Consider the following 25,686-nt stretch of genomic DNA (forward strand, 5'->3'; position numbering starts at 1 on the left):
GGCGGCCGCGGGCCGGCGCTCGATGGCTGACGATCCGTCAGTAGCTGCCGCAGCTCTGGCCGTTGAGCGTGAAGGCGGCCGGCACGCCGTTGGTGCCGGTGGTGGAGGTGCCGCTGAAGCCGAAGTTGACGGTGCCCCCGGCCGGGATCGTGGTGTTGTAGCCGGACGGGTTGCTCGCCACCACCTGCTTGCCGGTCTGCACCGGCACCGCGTTCCACATGTTGGTGACCCGCTGGTCACCGGGGAACGCGAACGCCACCTTCCAGCCGTCGACCGGCGCGCTGCCGGTGTTCTTGACCGTCACGTCGCCGTTGAAGGTGCTGCCCCAGTCCGACAGCCCGTAGTGCACCGCGCAACTCCCGCCCGGCGCCGGGGTGCTGGCCGACGCCGACGCCGAGGGGGACGCCGACGTGGACGCGGAGGGTGACGCGGACGCGGAGGGTGACGCGGACGCGGAGGGTGACGCGGACGCGGAGGGTGACGCCGATGCGCTCGCCGAGGCCGAAGCACTCGGCGTCGGGCTGGAAGTCCCGCTGTTCAGGCCGGACTTGGCCCGCATCCGGTCCGAGTGGGCCCGGAAAAACGACAGTTCGGGCGCGCCGGCCATCACGCCGAACTTGCCGTCCACGTTGTGGTCCTCGTACCACCAGAACGCGCTGCCGTCGCCGCCCGCCGCCTCGAAGTCGGGGTAGATCTGGCTCCACCAGGCCGAGCGGTCCACGTTGTGGACGTTGAACTCGCCCATGAAGAACGGCTTTCCGACCTTGTCGTGCGAGTCGGTGATCCAGGAGCGGATCAGCGCCTTGGTCTGGTCGATGCTCAGGTTCGCCCAGGACTCGGTCGGGTACGGGTGCGCGGAGGTGTAGTCGATGTACGGCGACTGCTGCACGTGGACGAAGGGGTTGCCCTCGTCCCCGCCGAAGCCGTAGTTCGTGCCGTGGCCCTCCAGTCCGACGCCCAACAGGTGCTTGGAGTCGATGGACTTCACGAACGCGCCCATCTCGTCCACCCAGGCCCGCAGCGTCGTCCCGTCGACGTTCTCGGCGGCGCTCTGGCCCTCGTACCGGGGCTCGTTCATCAGGTCCCAGGCGAAGATGGTCGGGTCGTCCTTGTACTTGACGCCGCTGTAGTGGTTGACCCGGTTGAGCGCGTACGAGACGTAGTTCTTGTAGGAGGTGAAGCAGCCGGGGCAGCGAGTCTTGTCGAAGAACGCGGCCCGACCGGGCTGGCCGCCGGAGAGGCCCTCCCACTGGAGGCGGGTGTCGATGCCGCCGTACGCCTCCCAGTAGTTCTCGAACACCGGGACGAGGCGGATGCCGTGGGCCTTGGCGGACTGGATGATGTAGTCGAACTGGGCGAACTCCTGCTCGTCGTAGACGCCCTTGGACTTCTCGAAGCCGTGCCAGTTCTCGTGGTTGAACATCCACAGCCGCACCACGTCGACCTTGTCGGCCTGCAGGTTGGCGAACTGGGCGTCGATCCGCGCCTTGTCCATGAACTGCGTCTCGGTGTCCCCGGAGGCCGAGCCGTAGGTGAACAGGTCGTAGGTGTTGGTGCCCGCGAAGTAGTACTCCTTGCCGTCCAGGCAGAAGTGCGTACCGCAGCGGGTGGCGAACGAGTCCGCGCCGGCCGCCTGCGCGGTGTCGGCCCGGCCGAGGGTGAGGCCGGCCGCGGCGACGGACGCGGCCAGCAGGAACGCCATCGGCGCGTAGCGCTTGGCGGAGGCGGTGCGGGGGCGGTGGTGCTGGATTCTGCGGTTCACGCGGATCCCTTTCGTCCCAGGCATGTGGGGGGTGGGAGGGGATGGGGGAGGCGCCCCGGCCGCCGGGGGTGTCCCGACCGCGGCGACGCGGGGCCTGCGGTGCGGACGGCGGCGTTCGTTGGGGCGTGCCGTCCGCACCGGGTCTTGCGGGGGGGTGCTCCTGTTGCGCGGGGCAGGCGTCCAGCGGCCTGCCCGATCGGTCGGTTAACCGATTAAGGCGTGAAGACCGTATTGGCGGCTCGACATCGTTGTCAACGGCTGGTTAACCGCTTGTTGCAAACCGCCCCTCAGCGGGGGCGCCGGGCTACAGCGGAGCGGGGTGCGCGTAGTAGCTTGAGAGGGCACAACAGGTCCCCGCCCGGTACGAGCACGGTCGGCGGACGGTCGACGAGCAGTCCGGAAAGGTCCCGTGGAGCAGGTGTCCCAGCAGCAGAGCCCGCCGGCGAAGCGGCCGACCATCGCCGACATCGCCAAGATCGTGGGCGTGTCCAAGGTCTCCGTCTCCAACGCCTTGAACGGTCAACCCGGCGTCTCGGACGCCACCCGCGCCAAGATCGCCGCCGTCGCCGAGGAGCTCGGCTTCGTCCGCAACAGCGCCGCCCGCGCCCTCAGCGGCGCCAAGGCCGCCGCCGTCGGCCTCGCGCTCTGCCGGCCCGCCCGGATGCTCGGCACCGAACCGTTCTTCATGGAACTCATCGGCGGCATCGAGAAGGTGCTCTCCGACGCCTCCTACTCGCTCGCCCTCCAGGTCGTCTCCGACCACGAGCGCGGCCTGGAGGCGTACCGCCGCTGGTGGGGCGAGCGGCACATCGACGGCGCGATCCTGGTCGACCTGCGCCGCGACGACGCCCGGGTGCCCGCCCTGGAGGAGATGGGCCTGCCCACCGTCGTCATCGGCCACCCCTCCGGCTCCGGGAGGCTCACCCCGGTCTGGTCCGACGACGCCGCCGCCGTCCGCGAGACCGTGGAGTACCTCGCCGCCCTCGGCCACCGCCGGGTCGGCCGGGTCGCCGGCCTCACCGGCCTGGTCCACACCGCCATCCGCGACGAGGCGTTCACCGCCGCCTGCACCGACCTCGGCCTCGACGCGCTGCCCACCGTCCACACCGACTACACCGGCGAGGAGGGCGCTCGCGCCACCCGCCGCCTGCTGCTCTCCCCCGCCCGCCCCACCGCGATCCTCTACGACAACGACATCACCGCCGTCGCCGGCCTCTCCGTCGCCCAGGAACTCGGCCTCTCCGTCCCCCGGGACCTCTCCCTGGTCGCCTGGGACGACTCCCCCCTCGCCCAGGTCGTCCGCCCCCCGCTCACCGCCCTCACCCGCGACATCCACGCCTACGGCGCCCACGCCGCCCGCACCCTCCTCGACCTGATCGCCGGCCGCCCCGCCGACGGCTACGAGGACCAGGCCCCCCAACTCACCCCCCGCGGCTCCACCGCCGCCCCGCCCCGCCCCGCCGGGACCGGTACCTGGCGCTGAGGCGTGCTCCAGAAGTGGATCAAGGTCGTGCGACGATCGCGTCCGACGGCTCGGGGGGATCCGACGGGCGCCCAGTGGACGGCGCTGGAACCGCTGCTGCCGCAGGGCATCAAGGCCGGCCGGCCGCCGGTGCGCACGAAGCGGTAGCCGATCAACGGGATGCGGTTGCGCACCAGCACGGGCACACCGCGGCGCGGCCGGTGCGCGCAAAGATGGGGACCTGCAGGTCGAGCCACCCGGCGGCGTCTTCGCGGAGCCCGATGACCACGGACTCGGACGCTCTCGCGGTGGACCGGCCGCCGAAGTTCGACCATCCCACTCACGACCGTCGCTCGCAAAATCCGATGACCGCCTCGTGCGTGTCGACCTAACCTTGATCCACTTCCGAAACACGCCACAGGGCCTGTCGTCGAACCGGAGGACCGAACCGTGCCCGACCGACCCGAGATCGTCTGCCTCTGCGGCTCCACCCGGTTCCTGGCCGAGATGCGTGCGGCGAACCGCGACCTGACCTTCGCCGGCGTCATCGTCCTCGCACCGGGCGAAGCCGCCGAGCCGGTCACCGCCGAGCAGAAGGCCGCCCTGGACGCCCTCCACCTGCGCAAGATCGACCTGGCCGACCGGGTCCTGGTCGTCAACCCCGGCGGGTACGTCGGCGAGTCCACCAGCAGGGAGATCGCCTACGCCCATGCCACCGGCAAACCGGTCTCGTTCACCCACCCCGCCGGACCGGGCGACGACTCGGCGGTTTCGCACCGGGGCGCCGTGGCGCGATCCGCCCGGGCGGTTCGGGAACCGGGACCCGGTTCAGGGCCGTGACCGGCGGGCGAGGCCACCGCCGGTCACGGCCGGCTGGTCCCACCACCAGGGCAGGGCCGTGGGCGGCCAGTCGGGCTCGGGGCGGAAGTCGCACCAGGTGCCGTCGAAGGGGAAGGCTCCGGCCTCGGCCAGCGCGATCACCCGCTCGCCCTCGGCCCGGATCGCAGCGGCACCGGCCTCGTCCCAGAAGAACGGGTGCCCGGTCTGCTCCGCGAATTCGTCCTCGTCCTTCCACCGCCAGCTGCGGTCGGGGGCGACCAGGACGTCCAGCGCCTGGTCGATGTGGTCGGTCCCACCGCTCCACCGGCCGAGCGGCGACTCGAGGTTGACGTACCAGCCGACGAACGAACCGTCCGGGTCGAAGGACCACCACACCGAGTGCGCGGCCCGGGGCGGCGTGAGGATGAGCGTGCCGTAGGGCTGCCAGGTCGACGGCACGGCCAGTGTCGGCAGGCGCATCTCGTCGGCCAGCGGCAACGACCGAGCGGGCGCCCCGTCCAGCGTGACCCGGTGCACCGTCGCCGAACCGGCGCTCACCCAGACGAGCAGGCCGCGTTCGTCGTCGGCCACCGCCCGACCGCACTGGAGCGACCCGATCCGGCCGTCCGGATAGAGCCCTCGCCGCACCACGACCCGACCGAGATCGATCCCCATGGGCTCCAGCCTAGTGCTGCGGCCGACGGGGGTGCCCGGTCGAATCAGCCAGGAGACGCTACCCGCCAGCACTTTGACGTCCCATCAGGCGATTCGGCGACGATGGCGGGCACGGGCGGCGGATCGTCGCGCCGGCGCACCGGCCCCGGGTCCGCTCGGGCCTCCGACCGGACCCGCCGGGGTTGCGGTCAGGCCGCCAGGCGGGTGCCGCGGCGCCAGACGGCGCGGGTGTTGAGGGTGTCGCCGATGGCGGTGGTCGGGTCGCCGTCGACCAGCAGGAGGTCGGCGCGCAGGCCCTCGGCGATGCGGCCGCGGTCGCTGAGCCGGAAGCGGCGGGCGGTGGTCGCCGTGGCCGCGCGCAGGGCCCGTTCGGGGGTGAGGCCGGCCGCCACCAGGTACTGGAGTTCGTGGTGCAGGCTGGCGCCGTGGGCGAGTCCGCCGAAGAACGTCTCGGGCATGGAGACGTCGGTGCCGGCCAGCACGTCCACCCCGGCGGCGTCCAGGGCGCGCACGGTGGCGTACAGGTCGTCGAGCCGGCCCTGCGGGTAGCGGTTGTAGCTGGAGCGCAGGGTGCGGTCCCAGGCGTCGTCGAGGCGGGAGGCGACCCGGGGGTCGTCGGCGAGTTCGCTGCCGGTGCGTCCGGTCATCGAGGCGCCGAGGGTGAGGCAGGGGATGACGAACATGCCCGCGTCCTTGATCAGGGCGATGATCTCGTCCGTGTGCGGCCGGTCCATGAACACGTGGGTGACGCCGTCGACGCCGGCCTCGGCCGCCGTCCTGGTGGCGTCCAGGGTCAGCGCGTGGGCCACGGTGAGGGCGCCGTACTTCTTGGCCTCGGCCACGCCGGCGGCCACCGTGGCCCGGTCGAGCACGGGCAGTCCGGGGTGCCCCTCCACGCTGCCGTCGTCGATCATGAACTTGATGAAGTCGGAGCCGCGGGCCAGGAGTTGGGGCACGTAGGCGGCCGCCTCCTCGGGGGTGGTGGAGAACGGCATCAGCGGCATCACCGGCGGGAGGTCCCACTTCGGCCGGAAGCCCTCGGGCATCAGCTCGCTGGGGTGGCCGCCGGGCGGCGTGATGGCGAAGCCGGAGGAGCGCACGTCGGCGAGGGTGTCGTCGTCGGTGACGGCCGCCCGGTTCTCCCGGGTGTTCATGCCCTGCATCTCCAGTTCGGTGGTCACCCCGAACCGCAGGGCGAGCGCCAGCGAGCCCGGGGCGGAGTGGACGTGGGCGTCGATGAGCCCGGGCAGCAGGGTGGCGCCGCTGCCGTCGACGACCTCGCTGCCCGCGGGGACGTCGCCGCCGACCCGGGCGATCCGCCCGCCGTCGACGACCACGGTCCGCACGCCCAGCGCCTTCTCCCCGTCGAAGACCTGCGCGCCGGTGATCGCGGTGAGTGCCATGGCAGTCCGCCTCGTTTCCTTGTTCGTCCCGCTCGTCCGTGATTTACATACCGGATGCTATGTACATACCCAATGTGATGCAAATTCCCGGGGCGGCCCTAGAATCGGCCCCATGAGCAGCGCGCCCTCCCCCGAGCAGCCCGCCGACGATCCGGCCCTGGACCAGATCGGCCCGGCCCTGTCCCGGCTGCGACGGCGCGCCCCGGCCTCGCGCAAGGACCTCTCCCGCAACCTCGTCCTCAACGTGGTCGCCGACGCGCCGGGCGAGATGACCGTCGGCGGCCTGGCCGCCGAGATGGGCGTCGCCCAGCCGGTGGCCAGCCGCACGGTCGCCGCCTGCCTGGCCGAAGGACTGCTGCGCCGGGCCGCCTCCCAGGCCGACGGGCGCCGCACCGTGCTCGAACTCACCGACCACGGCGAGGCCGAACGCCACCGCTTCGCCGCCGAGCAGCGCCGGGCCTTCCAGCAGATCACCGCCGCCTGGACGCCGGAGGAACGGGTCCAGTTCGCCCGCCTCCTGGTCCGCTACGGGGCCGACGCCACCGCCTGGTCCCGGCAGCAGGCCCGGCCCGCCGAACAGCCGGACTGACCACCTCCCGCCCGCGGGCTCAGAGCCCGGCGCGCTCCGCCAGCCGGACCCAGGCGTCCGCGGCGTCCGCGTCCCCGGGCCAGTACGCCTCGCAGACGGCCGCCGCGCGGGCCGCGTCCCCGGGGGTGCCGGCCAGCCCCTCCCGGAGGATCGACCCGAGGTCCCGGCGGGCCAGTTCGCGGCACTCGGCGTGGACCGCCCGGCCCGACCCGGACGCCGCCGGGCCGGAAGCCCCCGACTCGGACGGCCCCGACCCGGACGCCCCCGACTCGGACGGCCCCGACTCGGACGGCCCCGGCTCGGCCGAGAACCGGGCGAGGTCGGCGAGCGCGTCCAGGAAGACCGTGCGCGCCATTCCCGGGACCCCGCCCGCCAGGGCGGCGAGCATCACCCGCACCGCGGGCACCGCGCACGCGGCGGGCCCGTCCCGGTCGACCAGGTGCGGGACCAGCGGAGTCATCCGGAGCCGCCCGGGCTCCTCGACCTCCAGCAGCGCCTCGAACAGCGGCACCAGGTGCCCGGCCGTCCCCCCGCATCGGCAGGCCGTCCCGCTCCAGTCGGTACGCCCCAACTCGGCCCGGACCGCCGCCCCGATCTCCAACGCCCGCCCCGTTCCGCCCGGTTCGCCCACCACCGGCCCCGATGATGCCAGGGCGTGCTGCGCCGCGGCCTCACCAGCCCCTAGAATTGAACGCGTTCAGTATTCGCACCCCGGGGGACGCCATGGCACTCGACCACCACCACGCACACCCGACCGAGTCCCGCACCTGGCGCCCCTGCGCCGCCTGGATCGCCCTCACCGCCCTGGCCCCCTGGCTGCCCTCCGCCACCGCACTGGTCGGCCTGCCGAGGATCCCGCTGCTCCCCGCCCTCCTCCTCGCCCTGGCCCCGGCCCTCCCCCTCGGCCTCCGCCTCGGCACCACCCGCGCCCGGCTCCCCCTCCTCACCGCCCTGCTCGCCGGACCGCTCGCCCTCGCCCTCGCCCTCCACCACGCCGTGTTCACCCACTGGCCCCGCACCGACACCACCTGGGAGCCCCTCTACCTCGGCGCAGCCGCCACCGCCGCCGCCCTGCTCCTCCTCACCGGCACCGCGGTCGGCGCCCTCGTCCGGACCCGCACCACCACCCCCGGCACCCCCCGGTAGCACCGCCCGTCAGCCGGCCACCGGCCCCGTGCTCCCCCGGGGCACCAGCACCGGCGTCCCCGCCGGGCGCGACCGGGCCCGGCCCTCGTCGATCAACTCCAGCAGGCAGCGGGCGACTTCCTCGCCGACCGCGAACGGGTCGTGGCTGAGGGCGGAGAGTTGCGGGCGGGTGATCCGGCACAGGTCGGAGTCGTCCCAGGCGACCAGCGAGACGTCCTGCGGGACGCGCAGGCCCAGCTCCTCGGCGACGGCGAGTGCGGCGACCGCCATCAGGTCGTTGTCGTAGACGATCGCGGTGGGCCGTTCGGCGGCCGTCAGCAGGGTGCGGGTGGCCCGGGCGCCGGCGTGGGCGGAGAGGTCGGTGGGGAGGGTGCGGGCGGTGACGGCCGGGAGTCCGGCGGCGGTGGCGGTGAACGCGTCGCCGCGCAGCAGGGTACGGCCGAGCGTCTCGGGGCCGGTGACGTGGGCGATCCGGCGGTGGCCGAGCAGGGCGAGGTAGCGGACGGCCTCGGCGATCGCGGCCGCGTCGTCGGTCCACACGGCCGGGAACGGGCCGGACAGCGCGGGCTGGCTGACCGCGACGGCGGGCATGCCGAGCTTGTGGACGGGCTCCAGCCGGGGGTCGGCGGCGACCACTCCGACCAGCACCGAGCCGTTCACCCGTCCCGACTGCCACCACTGCCGGTAGAGCGCGATCTCGGCGTCCCGGTCGGGGACGGTGTGCAGCAGCAGTGCGCACGGCCGCTCGGCGAGGACCTGCTCGATCCCGCCGATCAGCGCCATCTGCACCTGGTCGAGTCCGGCGGCGGCCGCGCCCCGGGTGAGTGCCATGCCGATGGTGTGCACGCGGTCGCTCTGGGCCAGTGAGCGGGCGGCGAGGTTCGGCGACCAGCCGAGTTCGCGGGCCGCTTCGACGATCCGCTGCCGGGTCGCGTCGGAGACGCCCGGCCGGTCGTTGAGGGCCAGCGAGACCGCGCCCGCGGACACCCCGGCCCGCGCCGCCACGTCCCGGATCGTCACCCGCCGCTGCATCCTGCCGCTCACCCCGTCCACTCCGTGCCGTCCGCCCCGGACCGTCCGCCCCGGGCCCGCCACCTGCGGGCCACCATCCTGTCAGGTCCCCGCCGCGGTGCGGCACATCGGCTGCTGGTAGCGTCGCAATCTTCGCCGGGCGCCCCGGCGGAGTACCCCTCGGCAGGGACCGGCATGACGACCGCGCAGCAGCGCCTGCACCACGCCCTGGACGCCCTCGACCGCACCGCCCGCCCCGGCCCGGCCGTCGGCGGTTGCGAACACTGCTACACCGCCGGGCAGTTGGCGGCCCTGGCCGGTCCGCCGACCCTGGTCCCGAACGGCCTGCTGCACTCGGTGGCCGCGAAGAGCCCGGACCACTGGGAGGACTTCCCCACCCTCTACCGGCGGCTCGCCCCGCGCATCCTGCGCCAGTTGACCACCGGCACCCTCGCCGTCGACGGCCCCCTGGTCGCCGCCCGCCTGGTGGCCGCCGCCTGGCCGGAGTGGCACCGCGCCGAACTCGTCCGGGACGTCCTGGACGCCTGGTGGCCCGCCACGCTGGCCGACCCCGCCGCGAACGCCGCCGAGGTCCTGGCCACCCTCGCCGTCGCCACCGGCACCCTCACCCCCTGGCTGCGCACCTGGACCGCCACCCCCACCCCCACCGCCGACCGCCACCTCGCCGACACCCTCGACACCTGGCTGCACCACGGCCGCCTCCCCGACCTGCGCCTCGGCTTCCACGCCGAACTCCCGGCCGGCCCCGAGGTCACCGCCTGGATCACCACCCTGCCACCCCACCGCATCGCCCCGGACCAGCGCTGCCGGCTCGCCCTCGTCCTGGACGGCTGAGGCCCACCCGCCCGCGCGGCGCCGGGCCCCGGCAGGCAGAATGCGGCGTCCAGGGCCCTGCCGCTCCGCGCGGCGGTCCGCCCGCAGCACACCGGACGGGAGCGGAAGTTGGAGAACGCCAGGGTCGACCTCACGGGGCCGCGCGAGGAGTTGTACGAGCCGCTGATGCGGGCGGTCTGCCCGTCCTCGCAGGGGGAGGCGGCGTTCCGGCTGGTGTACCAGGTCGAGCCGCTGTGGGAGTGGCTGCTCGCGCGGGGGCTGGTGGCGGTCGAGTCCCGGGAGCGGTACGACCTGCTCGACGTCGACCTGCCGGGGGCGCTCACCCGGCTGCAGGAGGAGGGCGGCGTCGCCGGGCCCGAGGGCCGCGACGATCCGGTCGCCCGGTCCGCCGGGGCGGTGCTGGCGGTGGCGGCGAACCTGGCGGGCAGTCTCCACTGCAGCCTGCGCAACGTCCTGTACGAGCTGACGGGGGACCACGTGCGGCTGGTGGCCGAGGCGATGATGTACGCCGCCGGGTACCTGGACGGGTCCGCGGACCCGTGGGGGAACGAGGGCCCGGCGTCCGGGCACGAGGAGGAGTGGGGGCCGAACAGCGTGGCGCGGGAGGAACGGCTGGCGGAACTCTGAGCCCGGCACCTCCCGGGCCCTCCCCGGCACCTCCGCGGGCCCTCCCCGAGCCCTCCCCGGCACCTCCCCGAGCCCTCCCCGGGCCTTCCGAGGGTCCTCCGAGGGCCCGTCAGGGCGCCGGCGGGGTCTCGCCCGACCCGCGCGGGACGAGCAGGGTGGGGAGTTCCAGCCGGGCGGGGGGCGTGGTGTCGCCGGTGAGGCGGTCGAAGAGGCGGCGGGCGGCGAGGGCGCCGAGGGCGGCGGGGTCCTGGGCGACGACGGTGAGGCCGGGGGTGAGCAGGTCGGCGAGTTCGAGGTCGTCGAAGCCGACCAGGGCGGGGCGGCGGTCGGCGGGGAGGTGATGGAGGGCGGCGAGGGTGACCCGGTTGTTGGCGGTGAACAGGGCGGTCACCGCGTCGGGTCCGGTGGTGAGGCGGCGGACGGCGGCGGCGACCCGGGTCCGGTCGGTGGGGCCGCAGTCGACCCAGCGCTCGTCGACGGGCAGTCCGGCCGCGGCCATCGCCGCCCGGTAGCCGCGGGCCCGCTCGGCGGCGGTGTGGATGGACGGGAGGTCGCCGATGAAGCCGATCCGGCGGTGCCCGTGGGCGATCAGGTGGGCGGTACCGGCCTGCGCGCCGCCCGCGTTGTCGCTGAGCACGGCGTCGGCGTCGATGCCGGAGCCGGGGCGGTCCAGGAAGACCACGGGCGTGCCGGACTCGATCTCGGGCAGCAGGTAGCGGTGGTCGTCACCGGCCGGGACGACGATCAGCCCGTCCACCCGCCGCGCGCAGAATGCCAGCGCCAACTCCCGTTCGCGCTCGGGCACTTCGGCGCTGGATCCGGTGAACAGCAGGCAGCCCTCGGCGGCCGCGACCTGTTCGACGGCCCGGGAGAGCGCGGAGGAGAACGGGTCGCTGATGTCCTCCAGCAGCAGCGCGACGCTCGCCGTCCGGCCGGTGCGCAGCAGCCGGGCGCTGTCGTTGCGCCGGAAGCCGAGCGCCTCGATCGCGGCCTGCACCCGGGCCGCCATCTCGGGCGTCACCCCGCTCTCGCCGTTCACCACCCGGGAGACGGTCTTCAGCCCGACCCCGGCGGTGGCCGCGACGTCCTTCATGGTGGGGCGGGCGCCACGGGTGCTGCTGGCAGGGCTGCTGGTCATGTCAGGGAGGATAGTGCGCGTACGGCTCCCCCCGGCACGCCCGCCCCTCCTGCGTCCGGTTCCGGCCGCCCGCCGCTACGCCGCCCCGCCGTCGTTGCCACTGCCGCTGCCACTGCCACTGCCGGTGCCGGTGACCAGGTGCAGCCAGGCGTCGGCGAGCAGGCGGTGGCCGAGGTCGGTGGGGTGGACGCCGTCGATGGTGACCAGGGCGGGGTCGCCGGCGGTGCGGGCGGCCTGGTTGAGGAGTCCGTCGGCGGCGAGCAGCAGGGCGTCGTGCTCGGCGGCGAGGCGGCGGACGGCGTGGATGCGCGGGTCGAGGTCCTCGCGCCAGGCCCACTGTTCGGGGGTGGCGGGGACGAGGAAGGGTTCGATCAGCACCAGCCGGGGCGCGCAGTGCGCGTGCACGCGGCGCAGCAGTTCCCGGTACTCGTCCTCCCAGGTGTCGACGGGGCTGGACAGGCCGCTGTCGTAGCGGCGCCAGGTGTCGTTGACGCCGATCAGCAGCGAGACGAGGTCCGGCCGGTGGGCGAGCGTGTCGGCGTCCCAGCGGGCGCGCAGGTCGGTGAGGCGGTCGCCGCCGATGCCGCGGTTGAGGACGGTCGGGGTGCCGGGCAGCGCGGCGGCGACCAGGGCCGCGTAGCCGTGGCCGAGGTCGTCGGGGCGGGCGCGGTCGCGTCCGGCGTCGGTGATGCTGTCGCCCTGGAACAGGACGGTGACGGGGGCTGCGATGGTCGGCACGGGGACTCCTCGGGGACGTGGGGTGCCCGCTGTCCGGGGCGACGGTCACCGGACGGCGGGGGCGGGCTTCGAACGAACGGACGGAGGAACGGACGGGCAGGGACCGTCCCTTCAACGTACCGGCGGGTCAGCGCCCTCGCGGCACCCTGGCCCGGAACAGCGTCGCGTCCCCCGCCAGCCGCAGCGGCCCGCTCGCGGCGGGGACGTACGCGCACTCGCCCGGCCCGAGCGTGGGCCCGTCGTACAGCCGGGCGGTGCCGCGCACGCAGAGCAGCAGTTGCGGGCCGTCGTCGTCGATCCGGACGTCGAACCGGGCGGGGTCGCCGAGTTCGATCCGGGAGAGGGTGAACTCCTCGGCGGGGGTGAGGAATTCGAGTTCGCCGGACCCGGCGGGGACGGCGGGGGTGTGGTGCGGGGCGGTGGGGCGGAAGTCGACGACCTCGGCGAGGGCGGCGGTGTCGACATGCTTGGGGGTGAGGCCGCAGCGCAGCACGTTGTCGGAGTTGGCCATGATCTCGACGCCGAGTCCGCGCAGGTAGGCGTGCGGGACGCCGGCGTCCAGGTAGAGGGCCTGCCCGGCGCCGAGGTGGACGTGGTTGAGCAGCATGGCGGCCAGCAGGCCGGGGTCGCCGGGGTAGTCGCGGGCGGCGGCCAGGTAGGCGGCCCAGCTCGCCGCGTCCGGGTCCCCGCCGGTCGCCAACTTCCCCATCGCGGCGGGCAGTTCGGCGGCGGCCTGCTCGCCGCGGGCGCGGTCCTCGGCGAGTGCGCCGGTCAGCACGGTGCGCAGGGCGGTGCCGGCGGGGGCGGTGCGCAGGGTGTCGATCCAGGGGGCGAGCACCGGCAGGTCGAGGCGCTGCCACAGCTCGGCGGTGGCGCGCGGGTCGCGGAAGCCGCACAGGGCGTCGAACTCGCCGAGGGCGCAGATCAGTTCGGGCTTGTGGTTGCGGTCGCGGTAGATCCGGTGCGGGGCGTCGAGCGGGGTGCCGGCGGCGTCCTCGGCGGCGTACCCGGCGGCGGCCTGGGCGAGGGTCGGGTGGACCTGCACGGAGAGGGCGTGTTCGGCGGCCAGCACCTTGAGCAGGAACGGGAGTTGCGGCCCGAACCGGTCGGCGACCCGGGGGCCGAGTTCGGTGGCGGGGTCGCGGGCGATGACCGCGTCGAGCGGTTCGGCGCCGGCGCCGCGGTCGATCCGGGAGGGGGCGCCGGGGTGGGCGCCCATCCAGAGTTCGGCCTCGGGTGCGCCGGTGGGCGGGCGGCCGGTCAGTTCGGCGAGCGCGGTGGTCGAGCCCCAGGCGTAGGGGCGGACGGTGGTGGCGAGCAGGTCGGCGGTCATCGGGTGCGCTCCGGGAGGGTGGTGCCCCGGCCCGTCCCCGAACTTCCTTACCCTCAGAAGGAATCGGGGACGGACCGGGAGTCTGCGAGAGTGGCGGTCTGCGGGCGGAGGTGGTCGGACGGCTGTCGGAGGTGGTCGGACGGCGGTCAGCGGGCGGCCGGCGGGGCGCTGCTGCCGCGCGGGACCAGGACGGGGGTGGGGGCCGGTCCGGCGGGCGTGCCGCGGTGCTCGACGACGTCGAACAGGGTGCGGGCGACCAGCGCGCCGTACCCGTGCACGTCGTGGCTCATCGCGGACAGCGCGGGGTGGGTGAGCCGGCACAGCTGGGAGTCGTCCCAGGCGATCAGCGACAGGTCGGCGGGGACGTGCAGGCCGAACTCGGCGGCGACCGAGATGCCCGCGACGGCCATGATGTCGTTGTCGTAGATGATCGCGGTGGGGCGCTGGGCGGAGGCCAGCAGCATCCGGGTGGCCCGGGCGCCGGCCTGGCCGGAGAAGTCGGTGGGGACGCTGCGCGGCGGCTCCAGTCCGAGCTGTTCGGCGGTGGCGGCCAGCGCCCTGGTGCGGATGGCGGTGTGCCCGAGGTGCGGGTCGCCGCCGACCCGGGCGATCCGGCGGTGGCCGAGCAGGGCGAGGTAGCGGACGGCTTCGGCGATCGCGGCCGCGTCGTCGGTCCAGACGGCCGCCGACTCCCCTCCGGCCAGGCCGGGGTGGCCGGCCGCGACGGTCGGCATGCCGAGTGCGGCGAGCGCCGGGATGCGCGGGTCGGCCTCGGTCAGGTCGGTCAGCACGGCGCCGCTGACCCGCCGGGTGCGCCACCAGGTGCGGTGCACGGCGATCTCCTGCTCGCGGTCCCGGACCAGTCGCAGCAGCAGGGTCGCCGAGCGTTCCTCCAGCACGCTCTGGATGCCGGAGATGAACTCCATGTAGAAGGGTTCCAGGCCGAGTTGGCGGGCCGGGCGGGTGACCACCAGCCCGACGGTGTCGCTGCCCGGCGTCAGCCGGGCCAGGCTGCGGGCGGCCTGGCTGGGCACCCAGCCGAGTTCCTCGGCCGCGGCCCGGATCCGTTCCCGGGTCGGCCCGGACACCCCGGGTCGGTCGTTCAGGGCCAGCGAGACGGCCCCGGCGGAGACCCCGGCGAGGGCCGCGACGTCCCGGATGGTGACGCGTCCGCTCACCGTGCCGCCCCCCGTCCCGTCGGCTCCCCGCGCGGCGGTACCGCGGCGCAGGTGCGGTACCGCCGCCCGTTCCCCCCGGTGCGGCGGCTCACTTGCTGGAGCCGGCCGCGAAGCCGGCGTAGATGAGGCGCTGCAGGGCGAGGAAGACCACCAGGGTGGGGAGGATCACCAGGATCGCGCCGGCCGAGATGATCTCCCAGTTGACGCCGAACGGGCCCTGGAAGCGGAACAGCGAGGTGGAGATGGTGCCCAGGTCGGTCGAGGGCATGTAGAGGAACGGGATGAAGAAGTCGTTGTACACCGTGACGCCCTTGACGATCACCACGGTGGCGATGGCCGGCTTGAGCATCGGCAGGATGATCCGCCAGTAGATGGTGAACGAGTTCGCCCCGTCGAGGCGCGCCGCCTCGTCCAGCGAGACCGGGATGGAGCGGATGAACTGCAGGAAGATGTAGATCGAGATGATGTCGGTGCCGAGGTACAGCAGGATCGGCGCCCAGCGGGTGTTGAACGCGCCGAGGTCGTTGACGATCTGGAAGGTGGCGACCTGGGTGGTCACCGACGGCACCAGGCTGGCCAGCAGGAACGCGCCCATCACGACGGCCTTGAACCGGAACTCGAAGCGGTCGATGGCGTAGGCGGTCATCGAGCCGATCACCACGGTGCCGGTGACGGACACCAGCAGGATGATCCCGGTGTTCAGGAACGCCGGCATCATGTGGCCCTGGGTGAAGGCGATCTTGAAGTTCTCGAAGTTGAACCAGTCCGAGGGCAGGTCCAGCGGCCCGGTGGCCAGCGCTTCCTTGCGGGTCTTGAGCGAGGTGAACAGGATCACCAGCAGCGGGACCAGCACCACGGCGCTGGCCAGCACCAGGGACAGGTACTTGGCGCCGGACGCGGCAGCGGAACGGGCGTGGAAACGACGGCGGTTGGGGTTCACGGCGGTGGTCACGACAGTTCCACCCTCTCCTCCGGCACCAGGCGGCGCTGGATCCAGGTGACGATCAGGATCAGGACGATCAGCACGACGGCGCTGGCCGAGGCGAGACCGAACTTGTCGAACTTGAACGCCATGTTGATGCTCTGGATGACGAAGGTCTGCGAGCCGTTGGAGCCGCCGGTCATGATGTACGGGATCTCGAAGACGGCGAGCGAACCGGAGACGGCGAGGATCGCGCTGAGGCTGATCACCGGCTTGATGCTGGGCGCGATGATGTGCCGGAACTGCTGCCAGCGGTTGGCGCCGTCCAGGGCGGCGGCCTCGTACAGGTGCGGCGGGATCGACTGGATGGCGCCGAGGAACAGCACCAGGTTGAGCCCGGTGTAGCGCCACACCGACACGCCCGCCAGCGACTTGTTGACCAGGTCCGGGTCACCGAGCCACTGGTGCTTGCCGTGCACGCCGACCATCGACAGCAGCGAGTCCAGGGTGCCGTGCGGCTGGAAGAAGAACAGGAAGACGAACCCGATCGCCACGCCGTTGATCAGGTACGGGAAGAACAGGATGCCCTTGAACAGGTTCCGGAAGCGGGTGTTGAAGCTCAGCACGGTGGCGAAGTACAGCGCCAGCGCGATCTGCAGCACCGCGGCGATCAGGTAGACCCCGGAGACCAGGAACACCTTGAACAGTTCGGGCCGGGTGAACAGGTCCGTGTAGTTCTTCAGGCCGACGTTGTTGCGCTCCGGGCTGATGCCGTCCCAGTCGGTGAAGCTGTAGCCGATCATGTCCCCGATCGGCAGGTAGGTGAACGTCACCAGGAACGCCAGCGGTACCACCAGGTACAGCCACGGCGTGAACCACCAGTGGCGGCGCAGAGCCTTGCGCCGGGGAGCGCGGCGCCGACCGGCCGGGACGGCGTCGCCGGCCTCGGCCTCGGCCTGCGCGGGGGGCTTTCCGGCGCCCCGGTCCCTCTGCAGTGCAGTCATCTTCCGTTCCTTCTCAAGTCCTGACACCTGCTGGGCGGCACGGCCCCGCCCCCGCTCGTCGGGGTGGGTGGCGGTGGCCGTGCCGCTCGGTCGACTCGACCGGTGCGGTCGACTCGGCCGGTGCGGTCAGCCGTTGACGGTCTTCTGGGCCTCGGACCACTTCTTGTTCAGTTCGGCGAAGTAGCCGTCGCGGTCGCCGGGGGCCGCGCCGCGGGCGATGTCGACGAGCTTCTGCCGGTAGTCCGGGGCGTCCAGGTTGATCTCCGCGCCCTTGTCGATCTTCTTGACGACGGCGGACTTGTCCTGCTGCTGCCCGATCAGCTGCACCCCGTTGTCGGTGAACGGCTTGAGCGTGGCGGGCAGTTCGGAGCCCTTGACCGAGGAGATGCCCTGCTCGGCCTGCGCCGCACCGGACTTGGCGATGTACCAGTCCAGCCACGCCCGCGCGGCCTCCTGGTTCTTGGAGTGCTTGTTGATCGCGTACTTGTAGTCCGGCTGCAGGACGCTGCACAGCTTCCCGGAGGTGGACGGGAACGGCATGTAGCCGATGTCCTCCGGGTTCGCCCCGGCCTTGGTGGCCGCGTCGCGCATCTGCGACACCGACCACGAGCCCAGGTACATCGCGCCGACCTTGCCGGTGCCCAGCATCACCTTCGACTGGTCCCAGTTGGTGGTCGTCGGGTCGTCCTCGGACAGCTTCTGGTTGACGATCGCGTACACCAGGCTGTCGACGGTGTTCAGGTCGCTGCCGGCCGCCCACGGCTGCGCGGTGGTGGCGAGCTTGTCCTTGGCGCCCTCGTCGCAGGACGGCGAGCCGATCGCGTCCGTCCACTGCCGCAGCGGCCAGCCGTCGTGGTAGTTCGTGTAGTACGGCACCGCCTGCCCCTTGGCCTTGATCGCCTTCAGGTCGGCCAGGAACTCCTCCGGCGTCTTCGGCCAGGCGGTGACCCCGGCGTCGGCCCACACCTTCTTGTTGTAGACGAAGCCGGTCACCGTGCCGAAGTTGGCGATGCCGTAGACCTTGCTGTCGACCGTCGCGTAGTCGGTCCACTGGTAGGTCTTCGACAACTCCTCCGAAGACCCCAGCGAGGAGAAGAAGTTGGGGAACTGCGCGATGGACAGGTCCGAGGGGATCGGCAGCACGTCACCGTAGTTCTCGGTGTTCATGCGGATCTTGACTTCGCCCTCGTAGTCCTTCATCCCCTCGAACTTCACCTTGACGTTCGGGTAGACCTTGTTGAACTCGGCGGCGTACTTGTCCAGCGTCCCGTCACCGAGCTGGTCGGTGCGGTTGGTCAGCACCGTGATCGAACCGGTCACCTTCGTCGGGTCCGCGTTCACCGACGGCGCAGCGGACGCCCCACCGCCACCACCACTGCTACACGCAGTGAGCACCACCATGGAAGCGGCCGCGACGGCCGGCCATCCTCTGCGCATCTCGCTCATCCTTCACGCTGATCGTCCGTGTGACACGGGGGAAGCGACAGCCGACCGGACGTGACCGACCTTCCAGGCTGCTTGGCTGCTTAACGTAGACGTCACATCCCGGCCATGTCCATAGACCGGTCAACATTGATATCCACGAGTTTTGTTACCCAACAAGCCTCGATTTACTAAAACTTTGCTTAACGAGCAAGCCGATCAGGTTCGTTATCGGACCGCGACCGGGAATCGCTGGACAACGTTGTCAGGGCGAGTCAGAATCACCGGGAACGACCCGGCAGCGCCCTGCCCAGCACCGCGGCGCTCCCCTGCCACACCCGCGGAGACGTCACAATGAGTTACGAAATGGCCGGTACCGCCGTCACAGCCGGGTCCCCCGGCTCACCGTCGGACGGCACCCCCGCCCCCGGGCCTGCCGACGGGCCGCTGATCGCGGCCCTCGACATCGGCGGCACCAAGATCGCCGGCGGCCTGGTCGACACCCGCGGCACCCTGCACCACCGCCTCCAGGTCCCCACCCCCGCCGACGGCGACCAGGACGAGCTGATGACCGCCGTCGACCACGTCCTCGACGACCTCGCCCGCCACCCCGCCTGGCACCGGGTGCACGCCCTCGGCATCGGCAGCGCCGGGCCGGTCGACACCACCCACGGCACGGTCAGCCCCGTCAACATCCCCGGCTGGCGGGCGTTCCCGCTGATCGAGGAGGTCTCCCAGCACCCCGCCGCCCGGCACCTGCCGCTCACCCTCGGCGGCGACGCCCTGGCGATGACCGCCGCCGAGCACTGGCAGGGCGCCGCCCGCCCGTACCGCAACGCCCTCTGCCTGGTCGTCTCCACCGGCGTCGGCGCCGGACTGATCCTGGACGGCGCCCTGCACACCGGCACCACCGGCAACGCCGGACACCTCGGCCACATCACCATCGACTACAACGGCGACCCCTGCCCCTGCGGCTCCCGCGGCTGCCTGGAGACGCTCGCCTCCGGCACCGCCATCGCCCGCACCGCCGCCCGGCTCGGCTGGCGGCCCGGCCCCGACCGGGACACCAGCACCACCGCCGTCGCCCGCGCCGCCCGGGCCGGCGACCCCACCGCCCTGGCCGCCTTCGACCAGGCCGCCCGCGCCCTGGCCGCCGGCATCGCGGCCACCGCCACCCTGGTCGAACTCGACGCCGCCGTCATCGGCGGCGGCGTCGCCCAGGCCGGGCCGCTGCTCCTCGACCCCCTCGCCCGCCACCTGACCACCTACGCGGCCCTCCCCTTCACCCACCACCTCACCCTGCACACCGCCCGGCTCGGCACCGACGCCGGCCTGATCGGCGCCGCCGCCCTCACCCGCCGCACCCGGCCCGCCCCGCGCTGAACGCCTCGCCGCCGGCCCCGCCAGCCGCCTGCCACGGCCCGGCCCGGCCCGATGTGCCAGGCGCTCACCCCTCAGGGGCCTCGGTGGCGGCGTCCTTCTGGTGGCCGCGGCGGGCGTCGCGGTCGAAGATGCCCAGGATCTCGCACGGCCCGCCCTCGGCCCCGATCGCGTGCGGCATCATCGTGGGGAACTCGGCGGCCTGGTTGGTCTCGATCCGGTAGCGCCGGTGGCCGAGCAGCAGGACCGCGGTGCCGGACAGCACCACCATCCACTCGTGGCCGGGGTGGGCCCGCATCCGGGCCGGGTTGTCGGGCGGCGGGTCGGTCATCCGCTGGCGCATCACGCTCAGGCCGGGGTCGCTCTTGACCGGCCAGCGCAGCAGGCCGCGGGCGGCGTCGATCATCGGGCTGATGACCACCTCGTCGGCGGCGTTCTCCACCAGCTGGTCCAACGTGGTGTCCAGGGCGCGGGCGAGGGTGACCAACTGGTCCAGCGCCAAGCGCCGTTGACCGTTCTCGATCCGGCTCAGCGAGGACTGGCTGAGGTTGGCGCGGGTGGCCAGCTCCTCCAGCGACCAGCCCTGCGCGACGCGCAGCGCCCGGATCCGTTTGCGCACGAGGCCGTCCAGCTGCCCGTCTTCTTGCGTCATGCGCAACACTGTATGCCTGTTCCGAAAATCGGGCCTGGCCTCGCCCCCCGGTGGTCCGGCAGCAGCCCGCGCGCCGGAAGGGCACGGGGGCCCGGTCGGTCCACCTCACCGCCCCGGTGCCACCGGACGCACGCCGGACGCCCGCCGGACGGCCGCCGGACGGCCGCCGGCTGCGCGCGATCCTGCTCGCCGTCTCGATCGCGCTGATGGCCGTCATCGCCTCGGTGTCCGGGCTGAACGTCGCCCAGACCCACCTGGCCGCCGAGCGGGGCGCCTCGCAGGGCACCGTCCTGTGGATCGTCAACGTCTACCCGCTCGTCCTGGCCGCCCTACTGCTGCCGCTCGGTGCGCTCGGCGACCGGCTGGGCCGCAAGCCGGTGCTGGTCGACGCCGCCGACTGGCGCCTGCTGTTCGCGCTGCCCGTGCTCCTGGCCGTCGGCGCGCTGCTGGACGTGCACCTCTTCCGCGAGCGCGGCCTGGCGGTCGGTTCGGGCTGCTTGCAGTGGAGGTCAAGTCCGGTAAAAGTGTGGGAATTGTAGGGGGATTCCCTGGAGGGCCGCTCAGCGAATCGAAGGGGAATGTCGGCCACTACCCTTCGGTGGTCGCCGTTTCGGTGATCACTCGCATGTGTCTGCCACGGGGGGTTACCCACTCATGTCCGCACCGCCGCCCTACCCGAACCAGCCGTACGGGCAGCCGCCCGCCCCACAGCCGTACGGGGCTCAGCCCTACAGCGGTCAGCCCTACGGCGGCCAGCCCTACGGCGGTCAGCCCGCCTATGGTCAGCCGCCCGTGTCCGGGGCGCAGCCGCACGCGCCGTATGCCCAGCAGCCCGCGCCCGGACCGCGCCCGCCGGCGCCGCGGCGCCGGAGCCCGTTGCAGGCGCTACTGTCCGTCGGCATCGTGCTGGCGATCTTCGGTGGCGGTGCCTGGTACGTGTGGAACTACAACACGAGCCCCACCGGCGGCAAAGCCAAGGCGGAGGCGTCGCGGTCCGCGCGGGCGGTCGAGGCCAAGACGCACGATCCGGAGATCGGGGACTGCGTCAAGGTCGCGGATCCGGAGGGGCACCCGGTGCCGACCATCGTGGACTGCGCCTCTCCCGAGGCCGAGTACAAGATGGCGGACCAGCTGCTCGGTGACGACAAGCACTGCGGCAAGGAGTTCGACTACGGCATCCGGTACGTCTCCAGCCGCAGGATCGACTCCACCCTCTGCTTCACCAAGATCCGCCACTGAGCCCGCCGCGGGCCTGCTACCGAAGCCGCCGAAGCGCCGCCCCGGTCCCTGCCGTACGGCTAGGAGCTGTCCGGCCGATCATGTGACTGTCGCCTGGTCGGATCGTTGTCCTGTGTATGGGGCGGGGTGAACGCGGTGATCTGTCGGACGCGGAGTGGGAACGGCTGCGACCGTTCCTGCCCGTGAGCAACGGTCCTTGTCGTCAGTACCTGCGGCGGCGCGGCATCCGGCACACGATTCCGGAGAAGGCCGACAGCCGGGCCGCCCGCCTGCGCAAGGGATCACGAGGGGGGCGGCCACCGGGGTTCGACGAGGAGCGGTGCAAGAAGCGCAACACCGTCGAACGGGCCGTCAATCGGCTCAAGAACTTCCGTGCGGTGGCTACGCGGTATGACAAGCGCGGCTACGTGTTCCTCGGCACTGTCTCAGCCGCCGCTGTCATCGTGTGGCTCCGCCCATGACCGGCCACTCGCGTTCACGTCGAGTGCGGAAGCCCGGCCGACCGCAGCGAACAGGATGAGAGGCAGCTCCTTGTCGGCCTGGCCGATCGCCAGCGCGAGCCAACGATCGTTGTTGGGGAGCGGCCACACCTGCATGCTCACGGCCTGCTGGCTGAGGTAGTCGAGCGGCTCGGGCACCGGCTCTCCCTCGCAGCTGGCGCTGAGATACGGTCCGAGATCCACGACGAACGCACTGCCCCACCGGTCCGTCAGGCGTGCCGCCAGGTCGTCGAGGCGGGCCTGCAGTTCGGCTTCGGCCTCAACCCAGGCCTGCCCGTCGTCGTCATCCCAGAAATCCCGACTGACCTGCAGCTCGCGCACATGATGCTCAGGTCCACCGCCCCCGGAGGCGTCGACATAGGTCACTTCTGGGAACGGCTGCACGGCCAACGCATCAATCGTCGAGAGGTACTCCTCGGCGGTCATGGGCGCAGGCTATGAGACCGCACAGACAACCTCCGCCGACCGCCCACACCAATGATCGCCCGGACAGCTCCTAGTGGATCCGTCGGCGGATCGCGCAGACCCCTATGAGCCGCTGATGAGGTCCGCCTCCCCTGCCTGCGAGGGCGAGGCGGCGGTCAGACGCCGGTCTTCCGCGTCGAGGCACTCCGGGACTGGCTGCTTGGGCGCAGGTGCACCATGCACATGCCGACAGACAAGTACGACTATCTGGAGGTCGACTTCGCCAGGTGTCCTGTCCCGTGAGGTCGGCGGCTGGCGGGTGAGAGCACGGAGCACGCCGCCGCCCGCCGACCGCTAACCCCTAACCGCGCGGAACCCGCCGGGCGCGCCCGGCGCCGTCACGCCGCCGCGCGGCACCCGGCCAACAGGAACGCCACCATCCGGGCGGCGTCGGCCCGGCCGTAGTCGGGGCCGGTGATGCTGAGGTTCCCGATCGCGCGCATCAGCGGGTAGGCGCTGACGCCGGGGCGGAGTTCGCCCGCTCCGGCGCAGGCGTCCAGCAGGGTGGCGCAGGCCGGGACGAGGGTGTCGAGCATGAGGGCGTGCAGGTTCTCCAGCCCCGGGTCGCCGGAGCCCAGTGCCGCGCCGAGGCCGTGCTTGGTGACCAGGAAGTCCAGGAACGCGTCGGCCCAGCCGGTCAGCGCGGTGAACGGCGAGGCGGACTCCGCCAGCAGCCGGGGCGCGAGGGCCGCACAGGCGTCGATCTGGTGCCGGTAGACGGCGGTGACCAGGTCGGCGCGGGTCGGGAAGTGCCGGTAGACGGTGCCGACGCCGACCCCCGCGCGGTCGGCGATGTCCCGGACCGGCGCCTGGACGCCCTGGTCCACGAAGACCGCCGCGGCGGCCTCCAGCACCCCGTTGCGAGTGCGCTGCGCCTGCACTTGGCGTACCCCGACCGGTTCCGGCACGGCTGTCTCCTTCTGCTCGTGTTGCCCACGCCCGCCCACGCCTGCCCGCAGTGCTCACATTGCCCGCATTGCTCACGGAACAATGTTCCGCTAAGTTGGCGGAACGTGGCTCCGCCAAAGTATGGCAGAGCCGCGCCGCAGAGAAAGCGCAGGTCCCCGCATGTCTTCCCAGCTCTCCACGTCCGTCCGCCCCTCCACCCGCCCCCTCGACCGGCAGATCGTCTCGGTCAAGCCCCTCACCGTCCCCGCCCCCGGGCGCGGGATCGACCTCCAGGTCAAGGTCACCGCACCCCGGACCGGCCGGGACCTGCCCGTGATCGTCTTCTCGCACGGCAACGCGTGGTCCCTGGACGGGTACGGGCCGCTCGTCGACCGGTGGGCCGCCGCCGGGTTCGTCGTGGTGCAGCCCACCCACCTGGACTCCCGCCGCCACGCCATCGGCTGGGACGACCCGCGCTTCGCCGGCATCTGGCGGGTCCGGATCGCCGACCTGCACGCGGTCCTCGACCACCTCGGCGACCTGCTGGCCGAGGCCGGCCTGGCCGACCGTACCGACCGCGGGCGCACCGCCGTGGTCGGCCACTCCTGGGGCGCCCAGACCGCGGGCGCCCTGCTCGGCGCACGCGTGCTGGACGCGGACGGCGTCCCCGGCGAGGACTTCTCCCACCCGGCGGTCGCGGCCGGCGCCCTGATCGCGGCGACCGGCACCGGCGACAGCCTGACCCCGTTCGCCGTCGAGCACCTCCCGTTCATGCGGCCGGACTTCTCCACCATGACCGCCCCCACCCTGGTCGTCGCGGGCGGCGAGGACCGCTCGCAGCTCTCCACCCGCGGCCCGGAGTGGTTCACCGACGCCTACCACCTCGCCCCGACCCCCAAGAGCCTGCTCACCCTCGCCGAGGCCGAGCACACCATGGGCGGCGTCGCCGGTGAACGGGTCGCCGAGACCACCGACGAGGACCCGGCCCGGGTCGCCCTGCTCGCCGACGCGGTCGCCGCCCACCTCCGCGCCGCCCTCGGCCTCGGCACCGACGAGTGGACCGCCCTGCGCGCCGCCGCCGACCGTGGCGACGGCACCTGGAGCATCATCACCAAGTAACCGTTCCAGCAAGGGAACTGACCGCCGTCACGACGGCCCGTCCACCCCGCGGGTCCGTCCCGCCGGGCCGCGGGCCTCGTGGTAGGTGACGCCGCCCGGCCACCGCAGCCGCTCCCGGGCCCGGTCCGCGACGACGGGGTGCAGCAGCAGCCGCGCCTCGTCCGGTCCGGCCCAGCGCCAGTCCGTCAACTCCCTTGCGTCCAGCACGATCCGGTCGGTGTCGGCCGCGCTGAGCATCGGCCCGCTCCACAGGAACACCAGCCGGTCCCGGGCACCCGCCCCGCGGGCCTGCGCCCACTCCACCCCGAGCAGGTCGTCCGGCAGCAGGTCGAACGCCAGCCCCAACTCCCGCCGGACCTCCCGGCGCACCGCGTCCAACGGGGACTCCCCCGCCCCCACCGCCCCACCCGGCAGGTCCCAACTCCCCACCCCGGCACCGGCCGCCCGCACACCCCGGACGATCAGCAGCCGGGACGCGGGATCGGTGCACAGCAGGTACGAGGCGACCGGGTGCTCCGGCGTCCACCCCCTCACGCCGGCGCACCCGTCCGCCCGCGCCACCACCGGCGGTACCAGGGCCCGGTCCGCCACACCCGCTCCGACCGGGGGGACGGACGGTGCAGCCCGCCCCCGCCGTCCGACATCAGGTGGTCGAACTCCCCGCTCACCAACGCCGCCCGCAGCTCGGCCAGTTCGGCCGGCCGCAGGAACAGGATCCGCCGCGGGTCCTCGATGTGCCCCAGCGCGATCCAGCCCTCCTCCGCCTCCGCCAGCACCACGCCCCGGATCTCGTCCTGCTCGTCCACCGCCGTCGCCTCCCAGTGCAGCCCGTACACGCCGTACGGGTAGTACTCGACCAACTCGCTCACTCACGCCTCCTCGTCCACCGCGACCGCCGCCACCGCCGCGCCGACCTCGGTCCACACGCACTGCCACCGCTCCGTCCGCCGGTGCCCGTACCGGTCCCCCCGGGCCAGCACCACCAGCACGGCCGCCGCCCGGTCCCACTCCCGCAACTCCCGCACCCGCACCGACACCCGCACCGCACCCCCGCCACCCCACGTCACCGAGGGCCGCTCACCCGTCAACTGCCGTAACTCCTCGGCCAGTTCTCTCGCCCGCACCCGCGACTCCGCACTCCCGGGCCGCCACCCCCGAACCACCGGCAGCACACCGCGCACCGGCTCGACCGCTCTCTGCTGACTGTTCGTCATATCTCCTGTCCTGCACCGCTGTTCGCATCCCACCGCAGTCACTTTCCGTACTCCGATCCTCACCTCTCGGCGCTACGCTGGGAAGCCTCGGCGAGTTGGAGAAACGGGTATCCAACGTCCGTGCATGTCGACGCGGGCCGACGAA

At 73.0% G+C, this 25,686-nt stretch carries 27 protein-coding genes and 2 pseudogenes; 11 read left to right on the forward strand and 18 right to left on the reverse strand.

Annotated elements, in window-relative coordinates:
• Positions 1–37: 37 nt before the first annotated feature.
• Positions 38–1,762 (reverse strand): cellulose binding domain-containing protein, encoded by a 1,725-nt coding sequence (locus tag OU787_RS02965; RefSeq protein ID WP_268658450.1) that lies wholly within the window; start codon positions 1,760–1,762, stop codon positions 38–40.
• Between the two features lie 409 nt (positions 1,763–2,171).
• Between OU787_RS02965 and OU787_RS02970 the strand changes: the two genes are divergently transcribed.
• Positions 2,172–3,245, forward strand: a complete 1,074-nt coding sequence (locus OU787_RS02970; protein WP_268658451.1) for a LacI family DNA-binding transcriptional regulator — start codon at positions 2,172–2,174, stop codon at positions 3,243–3,245.
• Between the two features lie 429 nt (positions 3,246–3,674).
• Positions 3,675–3,971, forward strand: a pseudogene (locus OU787_RS02975) (hypothetical protein); the annotation flags it as partial.
• Between the two features lie 81 nt (positions 3,972–4,052).
• Here OU787_RS02975 and OU787_RS02980 read toward each other — a convergent pair.
• Positions 4,053–4,718 (reverse strand): DUF402 domain-containing protein, encoded by a 666-nt coding sequence (locus OU787_RS02980; protein WP_268658452.1) that lies wholly within the window; start codon positions 4,716–4,718, stop codon positions 4,053–4,055.
• 188 nt (positions 4,719–4,906) lie between these two features.
• Complete coding sequence (locus tag OU787_RS02985; protein ID WP_268658453.1) at positions 4,907–6,121, reverse strand: amidohydrolase family protein; 1,215 nt, start codon at positions 6,119–6,121, stop codon at positions 4,907–4,909.
• Between the two features lie 112 nt (positions 6,122–6,233).
• On the opposite strand from OU787_RS02985, the gene OU787_RS02990 reads away from it, so the two are divergent.
• A complete protein-coding gene (locus OU787_RS02990) occupies positions 6,234–6,710 on the forward strand; it encodes a MarR family winged helix-turn-helix transcriptional regulator (RefSeq protein ID WP_268658454.1) in 477 nt (158 codons plus the stop codon).
• Positions 6,711–6,729: 19 nt separating this feature from the next.
• On the opposite strand, the gene OU787_RS02995 is transcribed toward OU787_RS02990, so the two are convergent.
• Positions 6,730–7,344 (reverse strand): hypothetical protein, encoded by a 615-nt coding sequence (locus OU787_RS02995; protein WP_268658455.1) that lies wholly within the window; start codon positions 7,342–7,344, stop codon positions 6,730–6,732.
• Between the two features lie 89 nt (positions 7,345–7,433).
• Here OU787_RS02995 and OU787_RS03000 point away from each other — a divergent pair, with 89 nt between their 5' ends.
• Positions 7,434–7,856 (forward strand): hypothetical protein, encoded by a 423-nt coding sequence (locus tag OU787_RS03000; RefSeq protein ID WP_268658456.1) that lies wholly within the window; start codon positions 7,434–7,436, stop codon positions 7,854–7,856.
• 9 nt (positions 7,857–7,865) lie between these two features.
• Here OU787_RS03000 and OU787_RS03005 read toward each other — a convergent pair whose 3' ends face one another.
• Positions 7,866–8,888, reverse strand: coding sequence for a LacI family DNA-binding transcriptional regulator (locus OU787_RS03005; protein ID WP_030461654.1), 1,023 nt, complete (start codon positions 8,886–8,888; stop codon positions 7,866–7,868).
• A 174-nt stretch (positions 8,889–9,062) separates the two neighbouring features.
• Here OU787_RS03005 and OU787_RS03010 point away from each other — a divergent pair, with 174 nt between their 5' ends.
• The gene (locus tag OU787_RS03010) at positions 9,063–9,722 is read left to right on the forward strand and encodes a hypothetical protein (RefSeq protein WP_268658457.1); all 660 of its coding nucleotides are present in this window, start codon (positions 9,063–9,065) and stop codon (positions 9,720–9,722) included.
• Positions 9,723–9,830: 108 nt separating this feature from the next.
• Entirely contained in the window at positions 9,831–10,349 is a 519-nt protein-coding gene (locus OU787_RS03015) for a hypothetical protein (protein ID WP_268658458.1), read from the forward strand.
• Between the two features lie 109 nt (positions 10,350–10,458).
• Here OU787_RS03015 and OU787_RS03020 read toward each other — a convergent pair whose 3' ends face one another.
• The 7 genes from OU787_RS03020 to OU787_RS03050 all read right to left on the reverse strand — a co-directional run bounded on the left by OU787_RS03020 (position 10,459) and on the right by OU787_RS03050 (position 18,099).
• Positions 10,459–11,487, reverse strand: coding sequence for a LacI family DNA-binding transcriptional regulator (locus OU787_RS03020; RefSeq protein WP_030461651.1), 1,029 nt, complete (start codon positions 11,485–11,487; stop codon positions 10,459–10,461).
• 75 nt (positions 11,488–11,562) lie between these two features.
• Positions 11,563–12,225 carry an SGNH/GDSL hydrolase family protein gene (locus OU787_RS03025; RefSeq protein WP_063759669.1) on the reverse strand — a complete coding sequence of 221 codons (663 nt, stop codon included), beginning with the start codon at positions 12,223–12,225 and terminating at the stop codon, positions 11,563–11,565.
• A gap of 127 nt (positions 12,226–12,352) precedes the next feature.
• Entirely contained in the window at positions 12,353–13,558 is a 1,206-nt protein-coding gene (manA, locus tag OU787_RS03030) for a mannose-6-phosphate isomerase, class I (protein WP_030461649.1), read from the reverse strand.
• A 146-nt stretch (positions 13,559–13,704) separates the two neighbouring features.
• Entirely contained in the window at positions 13,705–14,736 is a 1,032-nt protein-coding gene (locus OU787_RS03035; RefSeq protein ID WP_030461648.1) for a LacI family DNA-binding transcriptional regulator, read from the reverse strand.
• Positions 14,737–14,824: 88 nt separating this feature from the next.
• On the reverse strand, positions 14,825–15,676 hold the full coding sequence (locus tag OU787_RS03040) for a carbohydrate ABC transporter permease (protein ID WP_051817246.1): 852 nt from the start codon (positions 15,674–15,676) through the stop codon (positions 14,825–14,827).
• 8 nt (positions 15,677–15,684) lie between these two features.
• Positions 15,685–16,662, reverse strand: coding sequence for a carbohydrate ABC transporter permease (locus OU787_RS03045; protein ID WP_081967063.1), 978 nt, complete (start codon positions 16,660–16,662; stop codon positions 15,685–15,687).
• A 126-nt stretch (positions 16,663–16,788) separates the two neighbouring features.
• Positions 16,789–18,099: an extracellular solute-binding protein gene (locus OU787_RS03050; RefSeq protein WP_268661793.1), complete on the reverse strand. Its 1,311-nt coding sequence runs from the start codon at positions 18,097–18,099 to the stop codon at positions 16,789–16,791.
• A gap of 339 nt (positions 18,100–18,438) precedes the next feature.
• On the opposite strand from OU787_RS03050, the gene OU787_RS03055 reads away from it, so the two are divergent.
• Positions 18,439–19,467, forward strand: a complete 1,029-nt coding sequence (locus tag OU787_RS03055; RefSeq protein ID WP_232795172.1) for an ROK family protein — start codon at positions 18,439–18,441, stop codon at positions 19,465–19,467.
• A 64-nt stretch (positions 19,468–19,531) separates the two neighbouring features.
• On the opposite strand, the gene OU787_RS03060 is transcribed toward OU787_RS03055, so the two are convergent.
• A complete protein-coding gene (locus OU787_RS03060) occupies positions 19,532–20,116 on the reverse strand; it encodes a helix-turn-helix domain-containing protein (RefSeq protein WP_030463408.1) in 585 nt (194 codons plus the stop codon).
• A 116-nt stretch (positions 20,117–20,232) separates the two neighbouring features.
• Between OU787_RS03060 and OU787_RS34745 the strand changes: the two genes are divergently transcribed.
• The 3 genes and pseudogenes from OU787_RS34745 to OU787_RS03075 form a co-directional block, all read left to right on the forward strand.
• Positions 20,233–20,655 carry an MFS transporter gene (locus tag OU787_RS34745; RefSeq protein ID WP_369795024.1) on the forward strand — a complete coding sequence of 141 codons (423 nt, stop codon included), beginning with the start codon at positions 20,233–20,235 and terminating at the stop codon, positions 20,653–20,655.
• Between the two features lie 337 nt (positions 20,656–20,992).
• On the forward strand, positions 20,993–21,355 hold the full coding sequence (locus tag OU787_RS03070; protein WP_232795173.1) for an LppU/SCO3897 family protein: 363 nt from the start codon (positions 20,993–20,995) through the stop codon (positions 21,353–21,355).
• 200 nt (positions 21,356–21,555) lie between these two features.
• Positions 21,556–21,816, forward strand: a pseudogene (locus tag OU787_RS03075) (IS5/IS1182 family transposase); the annotation flags it as partial.
• Here the strand turns inward: OU787_RS03075 and OU787_RS03080 are convergent.
• Both OU787_RS03080 and OU787_RS03085 read right to left on the reverse strand, forming a co-directional pair.
• Positions 21,781–22,281 carry a hypothetical protein gene (locus OU787_RS03080; RefSeq protein ID WP_051817747.1) on the reverse strand — a complete coding sequence of 167 codons (501 nt, stop codon included), beginning with the start codon at positions 22,279–22,281 and terminating at the stop codon, positions 21,781–21,783. The pseudogene OU787_RS03075 and the gene OU787_RS03080 overlap by 36 nt on opposite strands.
• A gap of 377 nt (positions 22,282–22,658) precedes the next feature.
• Positions 22,659–23,228, reverse strand: coding sequence for a TetR/AcrR family transcriptional regulator (locus OU787_RS03085; RefSeq protein WP_030463412.1), 570 nt, complete (start codon positions 23,226–23,228; stop codon positions 22,659–22,661).
• Positions 23,229–23,388: 160 nt separating this feature from the next.
• Between OU787_RS03085 and OU787_RS03090 the strand changes: the two genes are divergently transcribed.
• Positions 23,389–24,327, forward strand: a complete 939-nt coding sequence (locus OU787_RS03090) for an alpha/beta hydrolase family protein (protein ID WP_030463413.1) — start codon at positions 23,389–23,391, stop codon at positions 24,325–24,327.
• Between the two features lie 27 nt (positions 24,328–24,354).
• Here OU787_RS03090 and OU787_RS03095 read toward each other — a convergent pair whose 3' ends face one another.
• From OU787_RS03095 to OU787_RS03105, 3 genes are read right to left on the reverse strand one after another with little or no spacing between them, the layout of a single operon-like run.
• Entirely contained in the window at positions 24,355–24,861 is a 507-nt protein-coding gene (locus tag OU787_RS03095) for an NUDIX domain-containing protein (RefSeq protein ID WP_268658459.1), read from the reverse strand.
• Positions 24,858–25,196, reverse strand: a complete 339-nt coding sequence (locus tag OU787_RS03100; RefSeq protein ID WP_030463415.1) for a hypothetical protein — start codon at positions 25,194–25,196, stop codon at positions 24,858–24,860. The genes OU787_RS03095 and OU787_RS03100 overlap by 4 nt, the downstream gene beginning before the upstream one ends.
• The gene (locus OU787_RS03105) at positions 25,197–25,541 is read right to left on the reverse strand and encodes a hypothetical protein (RefSeq protein ID WP_030463416.1); all 345 of its coding nucleotides are present in this window, start codon (positions 25,539–25,541) and stop codon (positions 25,197–25,199) included.
• Positions 25,542–25,686 lie beyond the last annotated feature (145 nt).

The sequence above is a fragment of the Kitasatospora sp. YST-16 genome (assembly GCF_026802215.1).
Lineage (GTDB): Bacteria > Actinomycetota > Actinomycetes > Streptomycetales > Streptomycetaceae > Kitasatospora > Kitasatospora cineracea.